This window comes from Hominisplanchenecus murintestinalis (assembly GCF_943193015.1).
GTDB classification, from domain to species: Bacteria; Bacillota; Clostridia; order Lachnospirales; family Lachnospiraceae; genus Hominisplanchenecus_A; species Hominisplanchenecus_A murintestinalis.
Genome location: NZ_CALPCM010000019.1, coordinates 1 through 17814, shown reverse-complemented (window position 1 = coordinate 17814; position 17814 = coordinate 1). Strand labels below are relative to the sequence as shown.

Genomic DNA, 17814 nt, shown 5'->3' with positions numbered 1-17814 from the left:
GCCCATACGTCTGAAAAGCAAAACTTTCCTCCGATACATCACATTATATAGTTTTGAAAACCATATGACAAGCCTTTTTTATCAAAACTGTGTCCACTCCCCGACGAACCGCAATGAAAACATTAAATCGTTACCCCTGGCACGCAGCCCCTATAACCTCCACGCACCCTTCTATCCCCAGCTTTCCGCTGTCGAGCATCAAATGATACTCTGATTTGTCATCCCACTTTTTTCCGGTATTCGCGCTGTAGAAATTCCCCCGGCGTTTGTCGCATCGGCGCAGTATCCCATCTACATGCTCTTTGGCATCGTGATAAATGGTCACTGCGCGCTTTGTACGAAAATCTCTATCGGCATGGATGTAAACTTTCAGCACATCTTTCCGCTCTTTCAGCACCCATCCGGCACACCGCCCCACGATGACGCAGCTTCCCTGATTTGCTAAATTCCATATAATTTTGGCTTCTTCCAGATAAAGCTGGTTTTCTTCGCTCAGCCCGCAGCTCTCTCCTGCCGCCAGCTTCGCTGCCAGGGCGATGGTATAGAGGAAGCTCCCTGTCGTCGCCTCCTCCATATGCACAATCTGTTCCGGCGTAGTTCCCCGTGCCTGCGCCGCCCTCTCCAGGATTTCCCTTCCATAACAGGGAATCCCTAATTTCGCTGCCAGCCGTTCTCCGATTTCACTTCCTCCGCTGGCATACTCTCTTTCTATCGCAATAATCTTATACATCACACCGCCTCCGCTTTCTCAAACTGACTGTTGTACAGGTTTTCATAGAAGCCATTCTGAGCCAGCAGCTCTTCATGGGTTCCCTGCTCAATGATATCTCCATCTTTCATAACCAGAATCAAATCCGAGTCTTTAATCGTGGACAGCCTGTGGGCAATCACGAAACTGGTTCTGCCTTTCATCAGGTTATTCATAGCCTTCTGAATCTGTATTTCAGTCCTGGTATCGACCGAAGATGTTGCCTCGTCAAGAATCAATATCTTATTATCCGCCAGGATAGCCCGGGCAATAGTCAAAAGCTGCTTCTGCCCCTGAGAAATGTTGCTCGTCTCCTCATTCAGCACCATCTGGTAACCGCCGGGCTGCGCCATGATAAACCTATGAGCGTGCGCCGCTTTCGCCGCTGCGATAACCTCCTCGTCGGTAGCGTCCAGCCGCCCATAGCGGATATTTTCCATAATCGTGCCATGAAAAAGCCAGGTATCCTGGAGCACCATGCCAAACAGTTTCCGCAGCTCGCTTCTATCGTATTCCTTAATGTTGTGCCCATCCACCCGGATACACCCGGAATTTACATCATAGAAACGCATCAGCAGCTTCACCATCGTCGTTTTTCCTGCACCGGTAGGCCCTACTATCGCCACCGTCTGTCCTGCGCCCACCTCAGACGAAAAATCATGAATGATAATCTTATCCGGCTGATACCCAAACGCCACATGCTCGAAGCTCACCGCACCCTGGGATGTCTCAACATCCATTTCACGTACCGTCTCCTGCTGCTCTTCCTTTTCCTCCAGGAACTCAAACACACGCTCAGAAGCTGCCGCGGAGGACTGGAGCATGTTCGTCACCTGGGCAATCTGCTGAATCGGCTGCGTAAAGTTTCGGATATACTGGAAAAAGGACTGGATATCTCCTACTTCAATCGCTCCCCGAATCGTCATATAACCGCCCAGAATTGCCACCATCACATAACCGATGTTTCCGACAAACTGCATCACCGGCATCATAATTCCCGAGAAGAACTGGGACTTCCAGCCAGATTCGTAGAGATGATTGTTCGTTTCCTCAAAGACCCTGACTACGTCCTCCTCTTTATTAAATACCTTCACTACATTGTGGCCGCTGTAGACTTCTTCTACCTGCCCATTCACTTCACCCAGATATCTCTGCTGATCCTTGAAATATTTCTGGGAATGTTTCATCACTGTCCCGATAATTCCCATAGAAATAGGGAGGATTAACAGCGCCGCCAGCGTCATCCATACATTAATAGAAAGCATCATCACCAGCACGCCGATCAGCGTCGTTACAGAAGTAACCAGCTGTGTCAAACTCTGGTTCAGGCTCTGCTGCAGCGTATCCACATCATTCGTCACCCGCGAAAGCACTTCTCCATGCGTCCGGCTTTCATAATAATCCAGCGGAATCCTGTTGATTTTCCTGGAGATGTCCCGCCGCAGGCTATAGGTCATATCATTGGAAACTCCTGTCATGATAATTCCCTGGATAAAACTGAACAGCGCGCTCACTGCATACAACCCCATAGCCATCAGCAGGATTTCCCCAATCTTCCCGAAATTAATCCCGCCAGCCCCCTGAATCTTTGCCACCAGCCCGTTAAACAGCTCCGTCGTCGCCCTTCCCAGGATTTTCGGCCCTACAATATTAAAGACCGTCCCGCCCACGGCAAAAAGGATAACCCCAAACAACCTGATTTTATACCGGCTCATATAGCGCAGCAGCTTTCCCATCGAGCCTTTAAAGTCTTTCGCCTTTTCTCCGGCCATCCGGCCGCCATGCCCCATAGGGCCTCTTACCCTTCTTCCACTATCACTCATTGGCCAATTCCTCCTCTGACAGCTGAGACATGGCAATCTGCCTGTATACATCGCATGTCTGCATCAATTCTTTGTGAGTTCCCTGTCCCGCCACACATCCGTTATCGAGCACGATGATATTGTCCGCATGGAGGATGGTGCTGATACGCTGCGCTACAATCAGGGTCGTTGCATCCTGCGTCTCCTGCTTCAAAGCCCGCCGCAGCACTACGTCCGTTTTGTAATCCAGCGCGGAAAAACTGTCGTCAAAAATATAAATCTCCGGTTCTTTCGCAACCGCTCTGGCGATAGAAAGCCTCTGCTTCTGCCCGCCCGACACATTTGTGCCGCCCTGGGCAATCGGAGAATCCACACCTTCCGGCTTTTCACTGATAAACTCCCATGCCTGTGCAATCTCTGCCGCACGCTTTATCTGTTCTTCTGTCGCATCTGTACGCCCGTAACGCAGATTTGAGTCAATCGTTCCCGAAAAGAGAACCCCCTTCTGCGGTACATATCCCAGCTTCCCGCGCAAATCCTTCAATTCCATTTCCCGCACATCCACTCCATCTACCCGGATGGAACCTTCTGTCACGTCAAAAAGCCGCGGAATCAAATTCACCAGTGTGCTCTTTCCACTTCCTGTACTGCCGATAAACGCCACAGTCTGCCCTTTCCCGGCCGTAAAAGATATGTCGTTTAAAACGTTCTCTTCTGCTCCAGGGTACGCAAAGCTTACGTGTTCAAACTCTACCAGCCCTTTCACATCTGCATCTCCGTGCTTCGCGGTCTCCGGGTCATGGATAGATACCTCTGTACGCAGTATTTCATCAATACGCTTCGCAGACACATTTGCCCTTGGAATCATAATAGACATCATCGTTATCATCAAGAATGACATAATAATCTGCATCGCATACTGGATGAACGCCATCATATTTCCTACCTGCATCGTCCCGCTGTCAACCGCATACGCACCATTGTATACAATCAGCACACTGATTCCATTCATAATTAACATCATCAACGGCATCATAAATGTCATGACACGGTTTACAAACAGGTTTGTCTTTGTAAGTCTCCGGTTCGCCTCCTCAAAACGCTCCTCTTCATGCTTTTCCGTACTGAAAGCCCGGATTACCATGATTCCGGTCAGCGTCTCCCTTGTCACCAGATTCAGCTTATCAATCAGGTTCTGCAGAAGGGTAAATTTCGGCATCGCCACGCCAAAGAGCACCGCTACCACCAACAGAATCAGTCCCACCGCCAGGGCCAATATCCAGGTCATCGACATATCTGTCTGAAATACCTTTATCACGCCGCCCACGCCAAGGATCGGCGCATAGAGCACGATTCGGAAAATCATAGTCGCCAGCATCTGAATCTGCTGGATATCATTCGTGCTCCGGGTAATCAAAGATGCCGTGGAAAATTTGTTCAGCTCCGCCCCTGAGAAAGAAATCACTTTCCGGTATACCTGATTTCTCAGGTTCCTTCCCATATAAGATGCCACACGGCTGGATAGAAATGTGACCGTAACTGCTGCAAGCATGATGAGAAGCGCCATTCCAAGCATCTTCAACCCTGACATCACCAGATAATCCGTCTGCATTTTATCCAAATCCCTGCCCATCTGTGCGTACTCATTCTGCAGATAGCCTACTGCCGATTGCGTAACAATGGATTCCGGCATTTCTTCAAACTTATCTGCCTGCTCGGCAAGCATCTGCTGCCGCTGCTCCTCCGGCATCTTTCCCAGAGCTTCAAACATATCTGCGTCTTCCGAAAGCCCCATCTGCGTCCTGGCATCTGCCGCCTCTTCGCTCTCCCCGGACAATCCGGAAACAGCCAGCATCGGGACACCGAATATCTGATTTAACCTCTCCCTGCGTTCTGCATCCGTCTTATTCCGCACATAAATTCCGGATTCCAGCGTGTAGCTTTCCTCTACATACGCCCGCTCTTCGCTGTCCATAAAAAGAAACAGCCTCTCCATAGAACTTTTCCGGATTTCATCCGGCACTCCGTCCTCTATCCCTTTCTGCTGGATTCCTACATTAACGATTTTTGATGTGTAATCGGGCAGCGCCAAATCACAGCTTGCCTGTAGGAACAGCAAAGCGATAATCAGCACAATATAGTACCATTTATCCTTCACATATCGAAACATTTTCAGCATTTATCCTTTATTCCCTCCATTTCCATGCCAATCTGTCCGCTCTGGACATCTGCCATATTTTCTATAATCTGTATCAGGAAACGCCTTAGCAGGCATTCTTCTGTCTCATTAAATCCGCGAAACAAAAGTTTGTCATTCTGCTCAAAGATTCCCTGTATGTCTTCCAGCATCTTTTCCCCTTTCGGGCTCAGCGAAATCCTGCTTATACGCTGATCCTTTCCGTCCGCGGCGCGTACCACCAGGCCCGCATTCTCCAGACGCCGGATAGATACCGCCACACTGGGCGGCTTTACATGAAGTTCTCTGGCGATTTCCCTCTGGCTCATTCCTCCCCGTCTTGCAAGAAGATTCAGCATCGGCATCTGCCCCGGATGCATCCCTTTTGCCGTAAGCTGCTCATAATTCATTGCAAAATACATATGAGAAGCCTTTAAAAGCAGAGCCTGGAGATTGTCGCCGCATATTCCGCAAAACCTGCCATCCTTCATAACATCACCTCACTTTAATTAATCGGCTAACTTATATTACGTCCATTTCCACAAGATTTCAACCTTATTTTTCCTTTTTAATACTTATTTTATAAAGTTTTTACCAAAATATTCGTTAAATATCTAATTTTTATATTCTCCCATAGGCCCATCCTGGTATAAAAAACTATCCGAATAACTTTGACCTCACAAATGATTTCTATAACAATTCCTTATAAAGACAGAACCGGAAATGGCCTGCACCATTTCCGGTCCTGTCTTTATAGATATCTAATGATATTACACTGCCTTTACAGTAATCTTGCTGCCCGCTCCCTTACTCCGGAACAGACTCTTATAAGAAGATACTTTTGAGGACGGTACGCTGAACGTCGCCGTTGCTTTTATACCTGAAAATACTTTCTTTCCTACATTCCCTGTCGTCAGCTTGCTGGATTTCACGATAAATGTTTTCAGCTTCGGCGTTTTATAAAACGCCAGCTTTCCGATATGCGATAAGTCCGGTGAGGAAATACTCATTTTCGTCAAATTTGAACAGTAACGGAACGCCCCTGTACCAATCGTTGTCAGCTCTGCCGACGAAAGCAGCACGCTCTTAATTGCCCGGCATCTCATGAATACCCCCTGTCCGACAAACTCTGCCGATGGAAGCGTAATCCTGTTCGTCGTACCCCCAAGAGTCACAAGCTTCGTACAGTCGCGGAAGGCATTCTTATAGATTTTCACCACGCCTTTGCATCCGCTGACTTTTTTCAGCTTTGAACACCCATAAAATGCCGCTCTGTTAATCACCGTCACGGTTTGCGGTACTGTAACTTTCGTCAAGTTGCTGTTTTTATAAAACGCCTTAACTGCAATAGCCGTTACTTCGTATCTATAGCCATCTATCTCTACCTCGGAAGGCATCGTAACTGTCGCGGCAGACGTGTTTACCGTCCCCTGATAAGAAACCTTCAGCCCTGCCGCCGTTACCTTATAAATCCCCTCTGTCTTGCTGTCTGTCAGCACAGTTCCTTTTGCCGGGGCGGTAAAGCTCGCTTTCATCAAAGAAAGCCCTTTCAGATACGGATACCCGTCATTCTGTGCCGCATTGATTGCCCACACTCCGGTAAAATCAAAGTTTTTAAAGCTGGCTGCCGTCTTTGCCTGTGCTGCACTTAAAGCGGTCGCCGTCCCTGAAACACGACTGTCTGATACAAACGCATACTCCCCTGTCGCGCTGAAATAATAACAGTCTGAAAGCGTGCAGTAGCCTGTTCCTTCCCCGTTGGACGCTTTGTCAATGATTCCTTTTGTAGCGCTTCCATATATCTGGGCGCCAAAGCATTTGCTAATGAGGACATTTCCAGACACGCTTGTTATTTCTCCTGCGATATTTCCGCCGTCCTTCATGCGCCCAAGATTATAGCAATTTTCAACCTTCACTGCCTGGGATGCACTGGCCGTCCCCGGAACTTGAATATGTCCCGCCAGTCCTCCTGAATAACTGCTGATAGAATCAATCAATCCTGCATTATAGCTCTGTGTCAGTGCTATTTTGGCATCATATGCGCTTACAGAATCCTGCAGATATATATAACCGGCTACACCGCCTATCCGGCTTGTTCCCTTCACCGTACCGGAATTCGCCATGCCTGCAATATCAACCCCCGCGCCTGCTGTGGTACTGTCACACCGCAGATATCCAATAATACCGCCGACACCATTCACTCCTGTGATATTTCCTGTATTCGTGCAGGTACTCATTCCCATCTGCCCATTCAGGCTGTATGCGCTTCCGACAATTCCCCCGGCGACGCTATTGCTGCTGACTGTGCCATAATTTGCACATTTTGTATAAGAAGAAGCAGCTCCTGCTCCATTTTCACCAATAACCCCTCCGGCAGTTCCTGCACTTGAGCTTACTGCTGCATAGTTCACTGCACTGCTTACCATATTTTTGCCGGATATATCCCTTCCGGCAATGCCCCCAACTACACCTGCGCCCGCCACAGTACCTGTCACATATACATTATGAATCTCGCACGCTGCCGTTCCCTGGGCATCCAAAGTAACTGCAAGCGCTCCTCCATTTCCTGCGGCCCGGATATTCACATCTACCAGCGCCAGATTCCGTATAGTTCCTCCTGCCATACGTTCGATGAGCGGAACCTTAAGTCCTTTTATCGCATATCCGTTCCCATCCAGGATACCGGAAAATTCTGCGATACTGCTCCAGGAAGCCTCCCCTGATAAATCAATATCATTCATTAAAATATATTTCCCTGTGCCATCCGGTGCCGGCAGCGCCGCTGTCCTGCTCACTGCTCCGCCCTCTACTTCCGGTTCTGTCTGCTCCTCAGTCTCCGGCTCACTTTCGGACTCTGACTCGCTTTCCGTAGTTGACTCGCTCTCGGACTCTGTTTCGCTTTCCGTTTCTTTTTCATCCGTATCCGGTGTTTCCGGCTTCACAGTTTCTCCTGTTACCAGCTTTTTCAGTTCTGCCGCCGTAGTGATTGCCGTATATCCCTCCGGCACCTGCGTCTGATGCTGCACCGCCTCCGGAAATGCCGCTTGCGCCTCCGCCTTGTACGCTGAATGAGATGCGACTGCGAACATCATCAAAAACGTAAACACTATACGAGTTACATGTCTCTTTTGTCCAGTCATAAATACCTCCTTACGTTTTGTTACATATTTGTTAATTAATTGTATCATATCATTGTAGTGTGAGGGAAATGTGTGTAACAATTATATATTTCGGCAAAATAAGAGAGCCGGCTCAGCAGCTCTCTTATCTATATCTCTCTAACGCTCTTCCATCGGTACATACTCTGCCTCATCCATCACGCTCTTATAGGCAGGACGAATGATTTTGTCCACATTTATCAACTCCTCAATGCGGTGCGCGCTCCATCCTACAATTCTGGCAATTGCAAACATCGGCGTAAACAGTTCTTCCGGTATATCCAGCATACTGTAAACAAATCCACTGTAGAAATCCACATTCGCGCTGACTCCTTTATAGATTTTCCTCTCCTCCATGATGACCTTCGGCCCTAAGCGCTCAATCATAGAATAAAGTGCAAAGTCTTTTTCCCTGTGCTTTTCTTCTGAAAGCTCTTTGACAAATGTCTTAAATACCTCCGCCCTCGGGTCGGACGCAGAATAGATTGCATGTCCCATACCGTAAATCAGGCCTTTTTTATCAAAAGCTTCTTTATGAAGCAATTTCTTTAAGTATTCCTCCACCTGGGCTTCATCTGTGGTATCTTTGACATTTTTCTTCAAATCCTGAATCATCTCCACGACCTTGATATTCGCGCCGCCATGCTTCGGTCCTTTCAATGAAGAAAGCGCAGATGCGATAGCCGCATAAGTATCCGTTCCGGAGGAGGTTACCACATGGGTAGTAAATGTAGAGTTATTACCGCCGCCATGTTCCATATGGAGAATCAGAGCCATATCCAGTACATGCGCCTCCACCTCTGTATACTTCATATCCGGCCTGAGCATACGCAGGAAATTCTCTGCTGTAGACAGCTTTGGATCCGGACGATGAATATACATGCTTTCATCACGCTCATAATGATTATACGCATGGTAGCTGTAAACCGCCAGCATCGGCATGGTGCTAATCAGCATCATACACTGGCGAAGCACATTTTCAATTGAAATATCCGCCGCCTGCGGGTCATAGGACGCCAGCGTCAGGATACATTTTGACAGGGAATTCATGATGTCGCGGCTTGGCGCTTTCATGATTACGTCCCTGGTAAAATTCGTAGGCAGTTTCCTGCAGTAAGCGAGAGCCTTTCGGAATTCTTTTAACTCTTCCTCACTGGGAAGCTTACTGAAAAGCAAAAGATATGCCACTTCTTCAAATCCATACCTGTGTCCCTCGACTTCTCCCCGGATTAAATCCTGAATGCTGTATCCCCGGTAGTAGAGACGTCCGTCACATGGCTTCTTCTGCCCATCCACCACTTCAAATGCTTCAATTTTCGATACCTTTGTAAGACCGGCCAGCACGCCGTTTCCGTTCTTATCACGAAGCCCCCGCTGGACGTCATATTTTCCATACAACTCCAGGTCAATCTTTCCGTTATCTACGCAGGTGCGGGCCATCTCCCCTATGTGCTCTAAATATTCTTTATGTCTCATAATACATCTACCATACCTTTCTTTGATTGGCCGGACTACAGTAACCATTTCACATTCCAATCATTCCGATTGTCTATTTTTTAACCATATGTCTGTAAATTATACATGAATCACTTTCCAGAAACAATAAACAAATTATGAACTTTTTAGGAAAAAAGTTATATTGCTTTTTCCCGCAGAAGAGATTATACTAAAATCCAAAAGAAAACCAGGAGGTATTTCATGAAAAAAACAAAACGTATCCTTGCGATAATCGGAATTATTATCCTGGCCGGAATGTACCTGTCTACCCTCGTGTTCGCCCTGATGAAACACGAAAATGCTTCTGACATGCTGATGGCCTCCATTGCATGTACCATTATCGTTCCTGTGTTCCTCTATGGCTATGTACTGATGTACCGGGTTTTAAACCGAAACAAGATACAGCCGCCGGAGGAATAAAACAGCATAAGAAAAGGAGACACCCTCAAGTGCCTCCTTTTCTCTCTATAGCATATTCCTAGTTGCATTTAAGAAAGCGCCTCCTGGGGCTGCTCCTCCTGGCTGTTGAACAGCTTGCTGAAAATTTTCGGCAGCTTCACATCTCTCTGATAAGTCACAAGCATTTTCCCTTCATCCAGGCACGGTATCACTCTCTTCGGTTCTTCAAACAGACGATTTGTAATTCCCACTCCACGGTTGATTTTCTTGCAGAAAATAATGCGGTGTCCTTTCTTTGAATAATTAATCTCCCGGTCATAATCTGTCAGATATCCCGGGCTGAGGTGATTCAGTGTAATCTGGCGGTAAAAATCTGCCAGCAGACTCTTCTTATGCCCTTTCATCCATTCCAAATCCCCATCCAGTATCCTCCGGCACTCTTCCCCTGAAATCTTCAGGATGCTTTTAAAGTACATCCCGTTCTGTATGTATTTTTTCTCCAGGTAAACCTGCTCTTCATCGCCGTTCTTCATGCACAGAGAATAGTCTGCCTGTGAATCCTGTGACTCATTTCCGATGAATTTCAGTTTACGCAATGTGATTCTTTCTGTCTGATATGATTGTCCTTCATCCAGCATCCTCTGTTTCAGCTGCTGATATCTTCCTACCGTAATGGTATTTCTTTCCTCATAATAAGTTGTGTATTTCATGTGATACCCCCATTTCCTTCTGTACATCCATACTAACTGCCATATATGCTTTTCCCCCTCAACTTATGCATATATTGGAATTTCATTTTACAGCGACAGTATATCCCCCATTTATGAATATCGGGTGACAAACTTCTGAAAACTTTCTTAAATTGCACTTTGCAGCATTGACAAGATTTCCATTCCCTGAATTGACAGGGCGCCTTCTCCCCATGTATACTAAAAAAAATGTGATTGCAAAGGAGATTCCCATGATTGACACGATTATCTTTGACATCGGACGGGTACTTGTCAAATTTGACTGGCAGGAATATATCGCCAGTTTCCATTTTCCAAAAGAAACCGCAGATATCTTAGGGCGGGCCGTATTTTTAAACTCTGCCTGGCCTGAATATGACAGGAGCGCGCTTCCCGATGAGGAAATTCTCACCCGTCTTTGCCTGGCAGCACCCGGATACGAAAAAGAAATCCGGCTGGTCTTTGATAATTTTCCTTCCAGCCTTTCCCTGCTCTCTCACGCCGTCCCCTGGATTACATCCCTGAAAAAGCGTGGCTTCCATATTTACTATCTCTCTAATTATGCAGAAACCACCCGACGGAAAAACCCGGATGCCCTGGCTTTTATCCCCCTGTGTGACGGCGGGCTGATGTCCTGTGACATAAAACATATCAAACCGGAGCCGGAGATATACCAGGCGCTGCTCACCCGTTTCCAGATTAACCCGGAAAACGCTGTTTTCATTGATGATTCCATGCCAAATCTGGAAGCTGCCAAAGAGTTCTGTCTGCATACTATCTTATTCGAAAACTATCCAAGTGCTTCTGCACAGCTTGAACGCCTGCTGGCTCCTCCGGATGCCTGTTGATACACGGCGTATGCCAAAGCAGCCGGCCATAGCTGAAACGCCATGACCGGCCGCCCGTTTCCAGTTCCTATGTTATTTTTCTGCGTTCGTTTCGCCGCTCGTCTCTTCCTGGGAGGCCATCGGTGTAATAACGATATTTTCGCCAGAAATTTCCGTCTTTCTCTTAACGATATCCTCAATCTGGGCTCTCTGTGCATCTGTCACACCCACCTGGCTGATAACCACATCTACAGTACCGTCTGTAATACTTACCACTGCATCCGCAAAACCTTTAGATTCCAACAACAGCTCTGCCGCCGCTTCCTTTTCAGCGATTTCTGTCATCTGATTCATACTGTTTAAGGCATCCTGCTTCTGTTCTTCTGCTATGTTTACATTATTGATGATTTCCAGCAGCGTTTCTTTGTTTTTTGCACGGACCTGTTCTCTCGAGAGCCTGGCCTCGGCCGCAAACCCGGAACTTCCCGGAACGCTGGTAAGTACCGCCTCACCCGGCGTATCAGTTATCTGTCCTTCTGCAGAGCCGTCTGCCGACAAATCTGCCGCCGTACCGTCTGTGGCTGCAGAAGCATTCTGTGCCGCCGCCGCATTTTCTGCCGCTGCCGCGTCTTCCATACTGAAACTGTCATCCGTAAAGTCCATATCCAGGCTGTCAATGTCAATCAGGGCGCTGTCATTCCCGGTTTCCGTAGACAGTTCCGTCTCCTTCTTCACACTGTTCTCGTCAGCCGCCGTACCGGACACCTCCGTCCCCAGTTTTGAACCTGAGTAATTCAGGTAACCTGCTACGGCAATCATAACTGCCAGTGCTGTGATGATGATTTGATTTTTCTTAAAGATTTTTTTCACGTTTCCCCCTCCTAATTCATCTTCATTACTTTGATTTTATGCGCTTCCACTCCGAATAATGCCATAACTGCCTCTGTAATATTCTGAACTACCTGAGAATTATCTCCGCCCTCCGCCACTACAAGGATTCCCTGTATCTGCGGCTCCATTTCTTCTATTACATAGGGCACCCGGCCTCCGTTTCCATCTTGTGTGTACACCGTGGACTCTTCCTGAACTTTTTCCACGGAACTCCTGTTTCCATCATCGCCCTCCTCTGTAGTGCTTCTATCTGTCACGGGCGTATCTTTCTCCACAATTTTTTCTCCGCTGGATTTTCTCATAATCATGACTTTGACTTTCCCTACTCCCGCCACATGCCCCAGGGCAGTTTCCAACCGCTCCTCCAGCGCGTCCACCCCCTCCTTTTGCCGGGATTCTGTCTGCAGGGCATCTGCGGTTTCTGTCTCCTCTTTCCCGGGCACAGGCATTGCTATGACCAGAAGCAGGATTCCCGTCAGCACCAGAATCAGCCATTGACTCTTATCTATATGCTTTAGTTTTTGCCGGAGATTCCCGATTCCCTTTTCCATAAGCTACTCCTGTATACTGATATTTATATGTCCTGCTGAAATATGATAGACTTCCAGAAGCTCATTTTTTATATCCGAGGCTTTTTTTTCAAAATCTTCCTCCTCCCCGGAAATTTGCAGATCTGCCCCGGAAATTCCCCGGATTCCCTCTGCATTCTCTGAAAACTGCAGCTCAACCTTCACTGGTTCCATCCCGTACGCCCGCACTACATCCTCCACCTGCCTTTTCAGCTCTTTCCGATACGCTTCATTGATTTTATCCTCACGCAGCTCTTCGATGCCCTGCCCTGTGATGCGCATATCCTCTGCCTGTTCCCTCAGGCTTCCCAGCCTCCATGCCTGCTCAAAGCTTTCCGACAGGTTCGCCATATCCGCCAAAGGTCCCAGAACCATCACGATAAGCAGCAGCCCTCCGAAAAAGCGGACATATTTTTTAAAGTTCTCCCCCGGAAGCGCCTGCAGAAAAATATTAAACAGACAAAGATAACACACGATATTTCGAATCCAGCCGTAAACCGCTTCCATTTTTCACCTCCCGATTCCCTTTTTTCAGCCTAAAAGATACTATTCAGCTGCCAATTGATGCCGCCGCCATAGCGATGGAAATAAAGAACAACGCGCCTACCATCAACAGTACTTTCATCAGCAGTCCCAGCCCTTCTCCTACACTGCCCACACAGTCTACCATACGCCTGTCCGAAACCGGCTGTGCAATTGCCGCCAGCAGCCGGTAAAATACCGCTCCAAAACCCAGTTTCAAAAGCGGCACCAGACACAGCAGCGCCAGAAAAATCATTCCTGCTGCCCCCACCGCATTTTTAATCAGCACTGCCGAACCCAGAACTACCTCTGTCACTCCACTAAATACATTTCCAATCCCCGGTACCGCTCCGGCTGTTTTCGTAAGCACGGCTGTTTTCAGGGAATCTACAGCCGGAAGGATCAAACGCTGTATAGTCTGAAATCCAAGCGCGGCTGCCATGAGTGTCTTTAACATCCATTCCACAAATGTTTTCAGAATTTCCGCCAGTTTTGACAGATAGTCTTCTTTCGTAAGATGATTTACCATACAAAACAGCACGTACAGATTTACTGCCGGCATAACTGCGTATTTCAAAATCCACTGGATAATCAGGATTACGCCAAGCGTTACCTCATAGAATCCGGCTCCCGCCACAGATCCTGAAGCAAACACGGATGCCAGAAAGTAAGAAGGCATTAAAAGCTCCATAAAAGTAATCACGCGATCCAGCGCATCCATGGTTATCTGCTGCATCATCTGAAAGACCTGCATCAGCAGCGTAAACAAGCAGAGATACATCATATAAAAACCGGCAGACGCCGCCTGGCTCTTTTCAAATACACTTATAAAATTTGTAAACACCCCTGCTATCGTAAGCAGAAGCATGATCCGCACTGCCGTCCGGCGATTCCCGTCCACCTGGGATAACAGCGTGTCCTTCAAAAGCTGCCGGACGCCCTCCCCGGTCATCGGGACTTCTCCCTGAATCAGCTTTTTTACTGCATCCGTAAAGCGCACTCCGCCATTCTCCTGCAATTCCCGAAAAGAAGCATCAATTTCATCCAACTCCAGCTCGTCCAAAAATTCTTCCGTCAAGCCTCCGTCCGCTGCGCAAACCTTCACTTCCCACGTCCCCGCCAGAAGAAGTACCGCCATCCCAAAAATCACTGCAATCCTTTTCATACCCACCTCATGCCAAAAATCCGGCGATCGTATCCAGCAGCGCCAGGATTATGGGGGTGCTAATCGTCAGGATTGATATCTTCCCGAAAAACTCTATCTGCCCTGCAATTGCCAGATATCCCGCATCCCTGCACAGATTTGCCGAAAAGTCAGAAATATATGTGATACCCATAATTTTCATCAGGGAAGCCAGATAGGAATCCCCCAAATCCACATATTCCTTCAGCCCCGACAGTGTGTCCTTTAAATATGACAGCTTACTGACCGCATAGAAAAAAATCAGCAGGCAGACCGCCATACTAATAAATACCGTAAATGCCGGCTTGACCTCTTTTAAAAGCAGAGCCGTAAGGATTCCGGCTATTCCAAACATAGCTATTTTCAGCATACCTTCTCCTCCTTACAGTGAAAACAGGTTTTTCACGCTTTCAAACAACTGATTGATATAGGGAAGTATCCAGAAAAGCACTACCAGAAGCCCGGCCAGCCCGGTCAGGAATGCCGTTTCCTCTCTCCCGCTCTGCTTTAACACCTGGCTGAGCACAGAGACAAGAATCCCCACAGCCGCTATCTTAAAAATCAGATTTACACTCATGCCTTTCCCCTTCCTTATATCAGGCCGCCTTAAGCCTCTCACGAAATATTCAGAAAAAAATTAATGCCAAAAACAATCCTCCCATCAGCCCCAGGCAGCGGTACAATTTTGAATTTTTCCGGCACTCCTCCCTTGCCCGGACATATTCGTGAGTAAGCTGCTCCTTATAAAGCCCAATGGCCGCAAGCTGCATTTTTACATCCAGATACCCAAGCTGTTCTCCAAATCCTGTCAGCGCATCCAAATCCTTCCTGCACAGCGCCGTTCCTTTTAAATCTTCCTGCACGTGACGCATAAAAATCTCCCCCAGCGTGTCCCCCCGAAACTCGTCCATATGCTCTGCCATATGCTCCAGAAAACCAGAAAACGGTTCTGCCATGCGCCTTGCTCCATGACGGAACGCCTCTGCCAGCGCCGCGTTCGCATATCCGATTTCCCCTTCCAAAATCTCCAGCAGCTTCAATAATTCCCGCAGTTCACGGATACGCCGTTCCATTTCGTTTCCCGCAGAAAGCCCCATTGCCGTACAGCCGCAGACCACCAGCAATAAGCCAACAATTTTAAACATACAGTACCTGCCCGTTTCTGTCCAAAACGTTCCGGATTTTTCCTACGCCGCCTAAATTGTGAAGGACAATATAACATTCAAAAATCTTCTCTTCCACCAGTCTGCCAAGCATCGGCCTTCTCTGAATATCTTCTATGCCATTTCCATGAACTGTAGCTAAAATCCTACATCCACAGTTCACCGCTGTCTCAACCGCACGGATATCCTCCTCCCCTCCTATTTCATCTACGGCGATTACCTGTGGCGCCATGGAACGTATCAAAAGCATCATTCCTTCTGCTTTCGGACAGCAATCCAGCAAATCTGTACGCATTCCTAAGTCATTTTGGGGAATCCCTCTGTAAGCTCCTCCCAGCTCCGAGCGTTCATCTACCACGCCTACCGTACGTCCCCGGCAATGCTGCCCGCCGTTTGAAATCTGGCGTATCATATCCCGCAGCAGCGTGGTTTTCCCGCATCCCGGAGGCGAAATAATCAACGTATGCCGTACGCCTCCCCTGCCTGCCACATACGGCATCACCGCATCTGCACATCCTCGGACTTCATGGGCAATCCGCACGTTTATGCAGGAAATGTATTTCATACTCCTGATATGCCCGTCCTCCGACACTGCTTTTCCCACAACTCCCACACGATGCCCTCCTCCGATTGTCAAAAACCCCTGGCGCAGCTCTTCTTCGTATGCATACATTGAATAATTCGCCACATATTCCATCGTTTCTTCAATCTCCCGCTTCGACACCCTGAAGCTTTTCTCCGAATCAGATGTAAGACTCCCTGACAAAGTGACAAAATATTCCTTTCCGGCCGCGGACAGCACCAAGGGCTTCCCCGCCCGCAGCCTGATTTCCTGAAGCCTCCCGGAATCTATATTCACTTTTGATAATATGTTTCTAATATTTGTTGAGAATATCTTGATGAACTCGTCCTTTTCCTTCATGTCCTCACCTCTTTACACAATATATGTGCGGACATGCGGTTTATGACTTTAAGATACTAAGAATCTGATTTTTCTGCTGACTTCCTGAACACCTGCTTTTGGATAAATCCTCCCTAAAACACGCAAAGAACGGATATGCGACACCTTATTGTCTGCATATCCGTTCTTATTGTAAATGAAAAAACATAATTTATATATTTATAGTTGATATTCGCTTATGCAAAAATTCACTAAAGGATCTTTCTTTTCCTATGTAAATTTGCAACCTTATGCCTGTCGACATAAGATATTTGTAAATGAATTTAAGATTTCACTTCATGATCTGGTCTTTATAACCTTACTCAAATTATGATTTTTTAATGGTCGTGCCGAATCTCCTTTCTTCTATAATCTGAGGTTTACGGGTTACAGTCGAAAACAAAAGCCTACGGGGATGTGATGTAATTTGCCTTACTCCTCATCGCAGCCCTTTCATCTTCCGTTTTCTGCCAAATCTTTTGTGCACAATTATTTGACTCTTTCATTATACTTTTCTATCTTTTATTTGTCAACAGCTTTTTTAATTTCCAAAGATTATTTCTTCCACTCCAAACATCCGATTCAATTACCAAAGACAATTTGAATAGTATTTTTCTTTTCATTGCTACAGACACAGATTTTTAAAAGGATAAACAAATATGAAAAAAACGGAAAAATATGAAACAATACAAAGAAGCACTCTTTTACAGAGTGCTTCTTCAAGGACTTTTCAAAACAAAAACCTTTAACGTGCGTTAGAGGATTCGAACCCCCGACCTTTTGGTCCGTAGCCAAACGCTCTATCCAGCTGAGCTAAACGCACACTTCCTAACAACAAAAAGAATTCTATCATACTTTCCGGGAATTGTAAACCCCCTTTTTTAATTTCTACAATCAATTTACCAATGCTGCAAGTCGCCAGGACACGGGTTTCTATTTTTCGTCCATCCTGTCTCCAATCTTCACTTCCTTCCCCCGGAACGCAAACCCATACTTCCGTATCCGCTCCTCCGGGATTCCTTTCGCCCGCAGCGCGGCGGCATAATCCTTTTCTTCTATCTGCCTCAGCGCCGCCTGGACGGTGTCGGAAAGCTCCTTTTCCTCCTCCGTATCCTGCACTTTAAACTCTATGAGGATAGCGTCGTACTCTTTTTTCCTCGGCTCCAGCATTACGTCGTATCTCCCGAAGCCGCTTTCCCTGTTGGAAGTCA

At 47.2% G+C, this 17814-nt stretch carries 18 protein-coding genes and 1 tRNA gene; 2 read left to right on the top strand and 17 right to left on the bottom strand.

All coding sequences use genetic code 11. From position 1 onward, the window contains the following. Nucleotides 1-130: 130 nt before the first annotated feature. The 6 genes from NFR99_RS08445 to NFR99_RS08420 form a co-directional block, all read right to left on the bottom strand. The gene (locus NFR99_RS08445) at nucleotides 131-730 is read right to left on the bottom strand and encodes a cytidylate kinase-like family protein (RefSeq protein ID WP_251353413.1); all 600 of its coding nucleotides are present in this window, start codon (nucleotides 728-730) and stop codon (nucleotides 131-133) included. Next, entirely contained in the window at nucleotides 730-2571 is a 1842-nt protein-coding gene (locus tag NFR99_RS08440) for an ABC transporter ATP-binding protein (RefSeq protein WP_277613457.1), read from the bottom strand. The genes NFR99_RS08445 and NFR99_RS08440 overlap by 1 nt, the downstream gene beginning before the upstream one ends. Further along, the gene (locus tag NFR99_RS08435) at nucleotides 2564-4729 is read right to left on the bottom strand and encodes an ABC transporter ATP-binding protein (RefSeq protein ID WP_251353412.1); all 2166 of its coding nucleotides are present in this window, start codon (nucleotides 4727-4729) and stop codon (nucleotides 2564-2566) included. Before NFR99_RS08435 ends, NFR99_RS08440 begins: the two co-directional genes overlap by 8 nt. Next, nucleotides 4723-5217, bottom strand: a complete 495-nt coding sequence (locus NFR99_RS08430) for a MarR family winged helix-turn-helix transcriptional regulator (RefSeq protein ID WP_243126600.1) — start codon at nucleotides 5215-5217, stop codon at nucleotides 4723-4725. The genes NFR99_RS08435 and NFR99_RS08430 overlap by 7 nt, the downstream gene beginning before the upstream one ends. Nucleotides 5218-5496: 279 nt before the next feature. After that, on the bottom strand, nucleotides 5497-7866 hold the full coding sequence (locus NFR99_RS08425) for a leucine-rich repeat protein (protein ID WP_251353411.1): 2370 nt from the start codon (nucleotides 7864-7866) through the stop codon (nucleotides 5497-5499). Nucleotides 7867-8004: 138 nt separating this feature from the next. Next, complete coding sequence (locus tag NFR99_RS08420) at nucleotides 8005-9324, bottom strand: citrate/2-methylcitrate synthase (RefSeq protein WP_416388334.1); 1320 nt, start codon at nucleotides 9322-9324, stop codon at nucleotides 8005-8007. Nucleotides 9325-9582: 258 nt separating this feature from the next. On the opposite strand from NFR99_RS08420, the gene NFR99_RS08415 reads away from it, so the two are divergent. After that, nucleotides 9583-9801 carry a hypothetical protein gene (locus NFR99_RS08415; protein WP_120483455.1) on the top strand — a complete coding sequence of 73 codons (219 nt, stop codon included), beginning with the start codon at nucleotides 9583-9585 and terminating at the stop codon, nucleotides 9799-9801. 68 nt (nucleotides 9802-9869) lie between these two features. Here NFR99_RS08415 and NFR99_RS08410 read toward each other — a convergent pair whose 3' ends face one another. Beyond that, a complete protein-coding gene (locus tag NFR99_RS08410; protein WP_120483457.1) occupies nucleotides 9870-10490 on the bottom strand; it encodes a VTC domain-containing protein in 621 nt (206 codons plus the stop codon). A 212-nt stretch (nucleotides 10491-10702) separates the two neighbouring features. Between NFR99_RS08410 and NFR99_RS08405 the strand changes: the two genes are divergently transcribed. Further along, complete coding sequence (locus NFR99_RS08405; protein WP_251353410.1) at nucleotides 10703-11356, top strand: HAD family hydrolase; 654 nt, start codon at nucleotides 10703-10705, stop codon at nucleotides 11354-11356. A gap of 72 nt (nucleotides 11357-11428) precedes the next feature. On the opposite strand, the gene NFR99_RS08400 is transcribed toward NFR99_RS08405, so the two are convergent. The 10 genes from NFR99_RS08400 to NFR99_RS08355 all read right to left on the bottom strand — a co-directional run. After that, nucleotides 11429-12205 (bottom strand): SpoIIIAH-like family protein, encoded by a 777-nt coding sequence (locus tag NFR99_RS08400; protein WP_120483461.1) that lies wholly within the window; start codon nucleotides 12203-12205, stop codon nucleotides 11429-11431. Nucleotides 12206-12216: 11 nt separating this feature from the next. Continuing rightward, nucleotides 12217-12777 carry a stage III sporulation protein AG gene (locus NFR99_RS08395; protein ID WP_120483463.1) on the bottom strand — a complete coding sequence of 187 codons (561 nt, stop codon included), beginning with the start codon at nucleotides 12775-12777 and terminating at the stop codon, nucleotides 12217-12219. A 3-nt stretch (nucleotides 12778-12780) separates the two neighbouring features. After that, nucleotides 12781-13302, bottom strand: a complete 522-nt coding sequence (locus NFR99_RS08390) for a stage III sporulation protein AF (RefSeq protein ID WP_251353409.1) — start codon at nucleotides 13300-13302, stop codon at nucleotides 12781-12783. A 43-nt stretch (nucleotides 13303-13345) separates the two neighbouring features. Continuing rightward, nucleotides 13346-14482, bottom strand: a complete 1137-nt coding sequence (locus tag NFR99_RS08385; RefSeq protein WP_251353408.1) for a stage III sporulation protein AE — start codon at nucleotides 14480-14482, stop codon at nucleotides 13346-13348. A 7-nt stretch (nucleotides 14483-14489) separates the two neighbouring features. Beyond that, nucleotides 14490-14870 carry a SpoIIIAC/SpoIIIAD family protein gene (locus tag NFR99_RS08380; RefSeq protein WP_120483469.1) on the bottom strand — a complete coding sequence of 127 codons (381 nt, stop codon included), beginning with the start codon at nucleotides 14868-14870 and terminating at the stop codon, nucleotides 14490-14492. Nucleotides 14871-14882: 12 nt separating this feature from the next. Continuing rightward, the gene (spoIIIAC, locus tag NFR99_RS08375) at nucleotides 14883-15077 is read right to left on the bottom strand and encodes a stage III sporulation protein AC (RefSeq protein WP_120483471.1); all 195 of its coding nucleotides are present in this window, start codon (nucleotides 15075-15077) and stop codon (nucleotides 14883-14885) included. A gap of 49 nt (nucleotides 15078-15126) precedes the next feature. Further along, nucleotides 15127-15645 (bottom strand): stage III sporulation protein AB, encoded by a 519-nt coding sequence (locus NFR99_RS08370; protein WP_135976358.1) that lies wholly within the window; start codon nucleotides 15643-15645, stop codon nucleotides 15127-15129. Further along, nucleotides 15638-16585 (bottom strand): stage III sporulation protein AA, encoded by a 948-nt coding sequence (gene spoIIIAA, locus NFR99_RS08365; RefSeq protein ID WP_251353407.1) that lies wholly within the window; start codon nucleotides 16583-16585, stop codon nucleotides 15638-15640. The genes NFR99_RS08370 and spoIIIAA overlap by 8 nt, the downstream gene beginning before the upstream one ends. A 767-nt stretch (nucleotides 16586-17352) precedes the next feature. Then, nucleotides 17353-17426, bottom strand: a tRNA-Arg gene (locus tag NFR99_RS08360). Nucleotides 17427-17536: 110 nt separating this feature from the next. Then, a partial coding sequence (locus NFR99_RS08355; RefSeq protein WP_251353406.1) for a PD-(D/E)XK nuclease domain-containing protein occupies nucleotides 17537-17814 on the bottom strand: 278 nt, incomplete at its 5' end.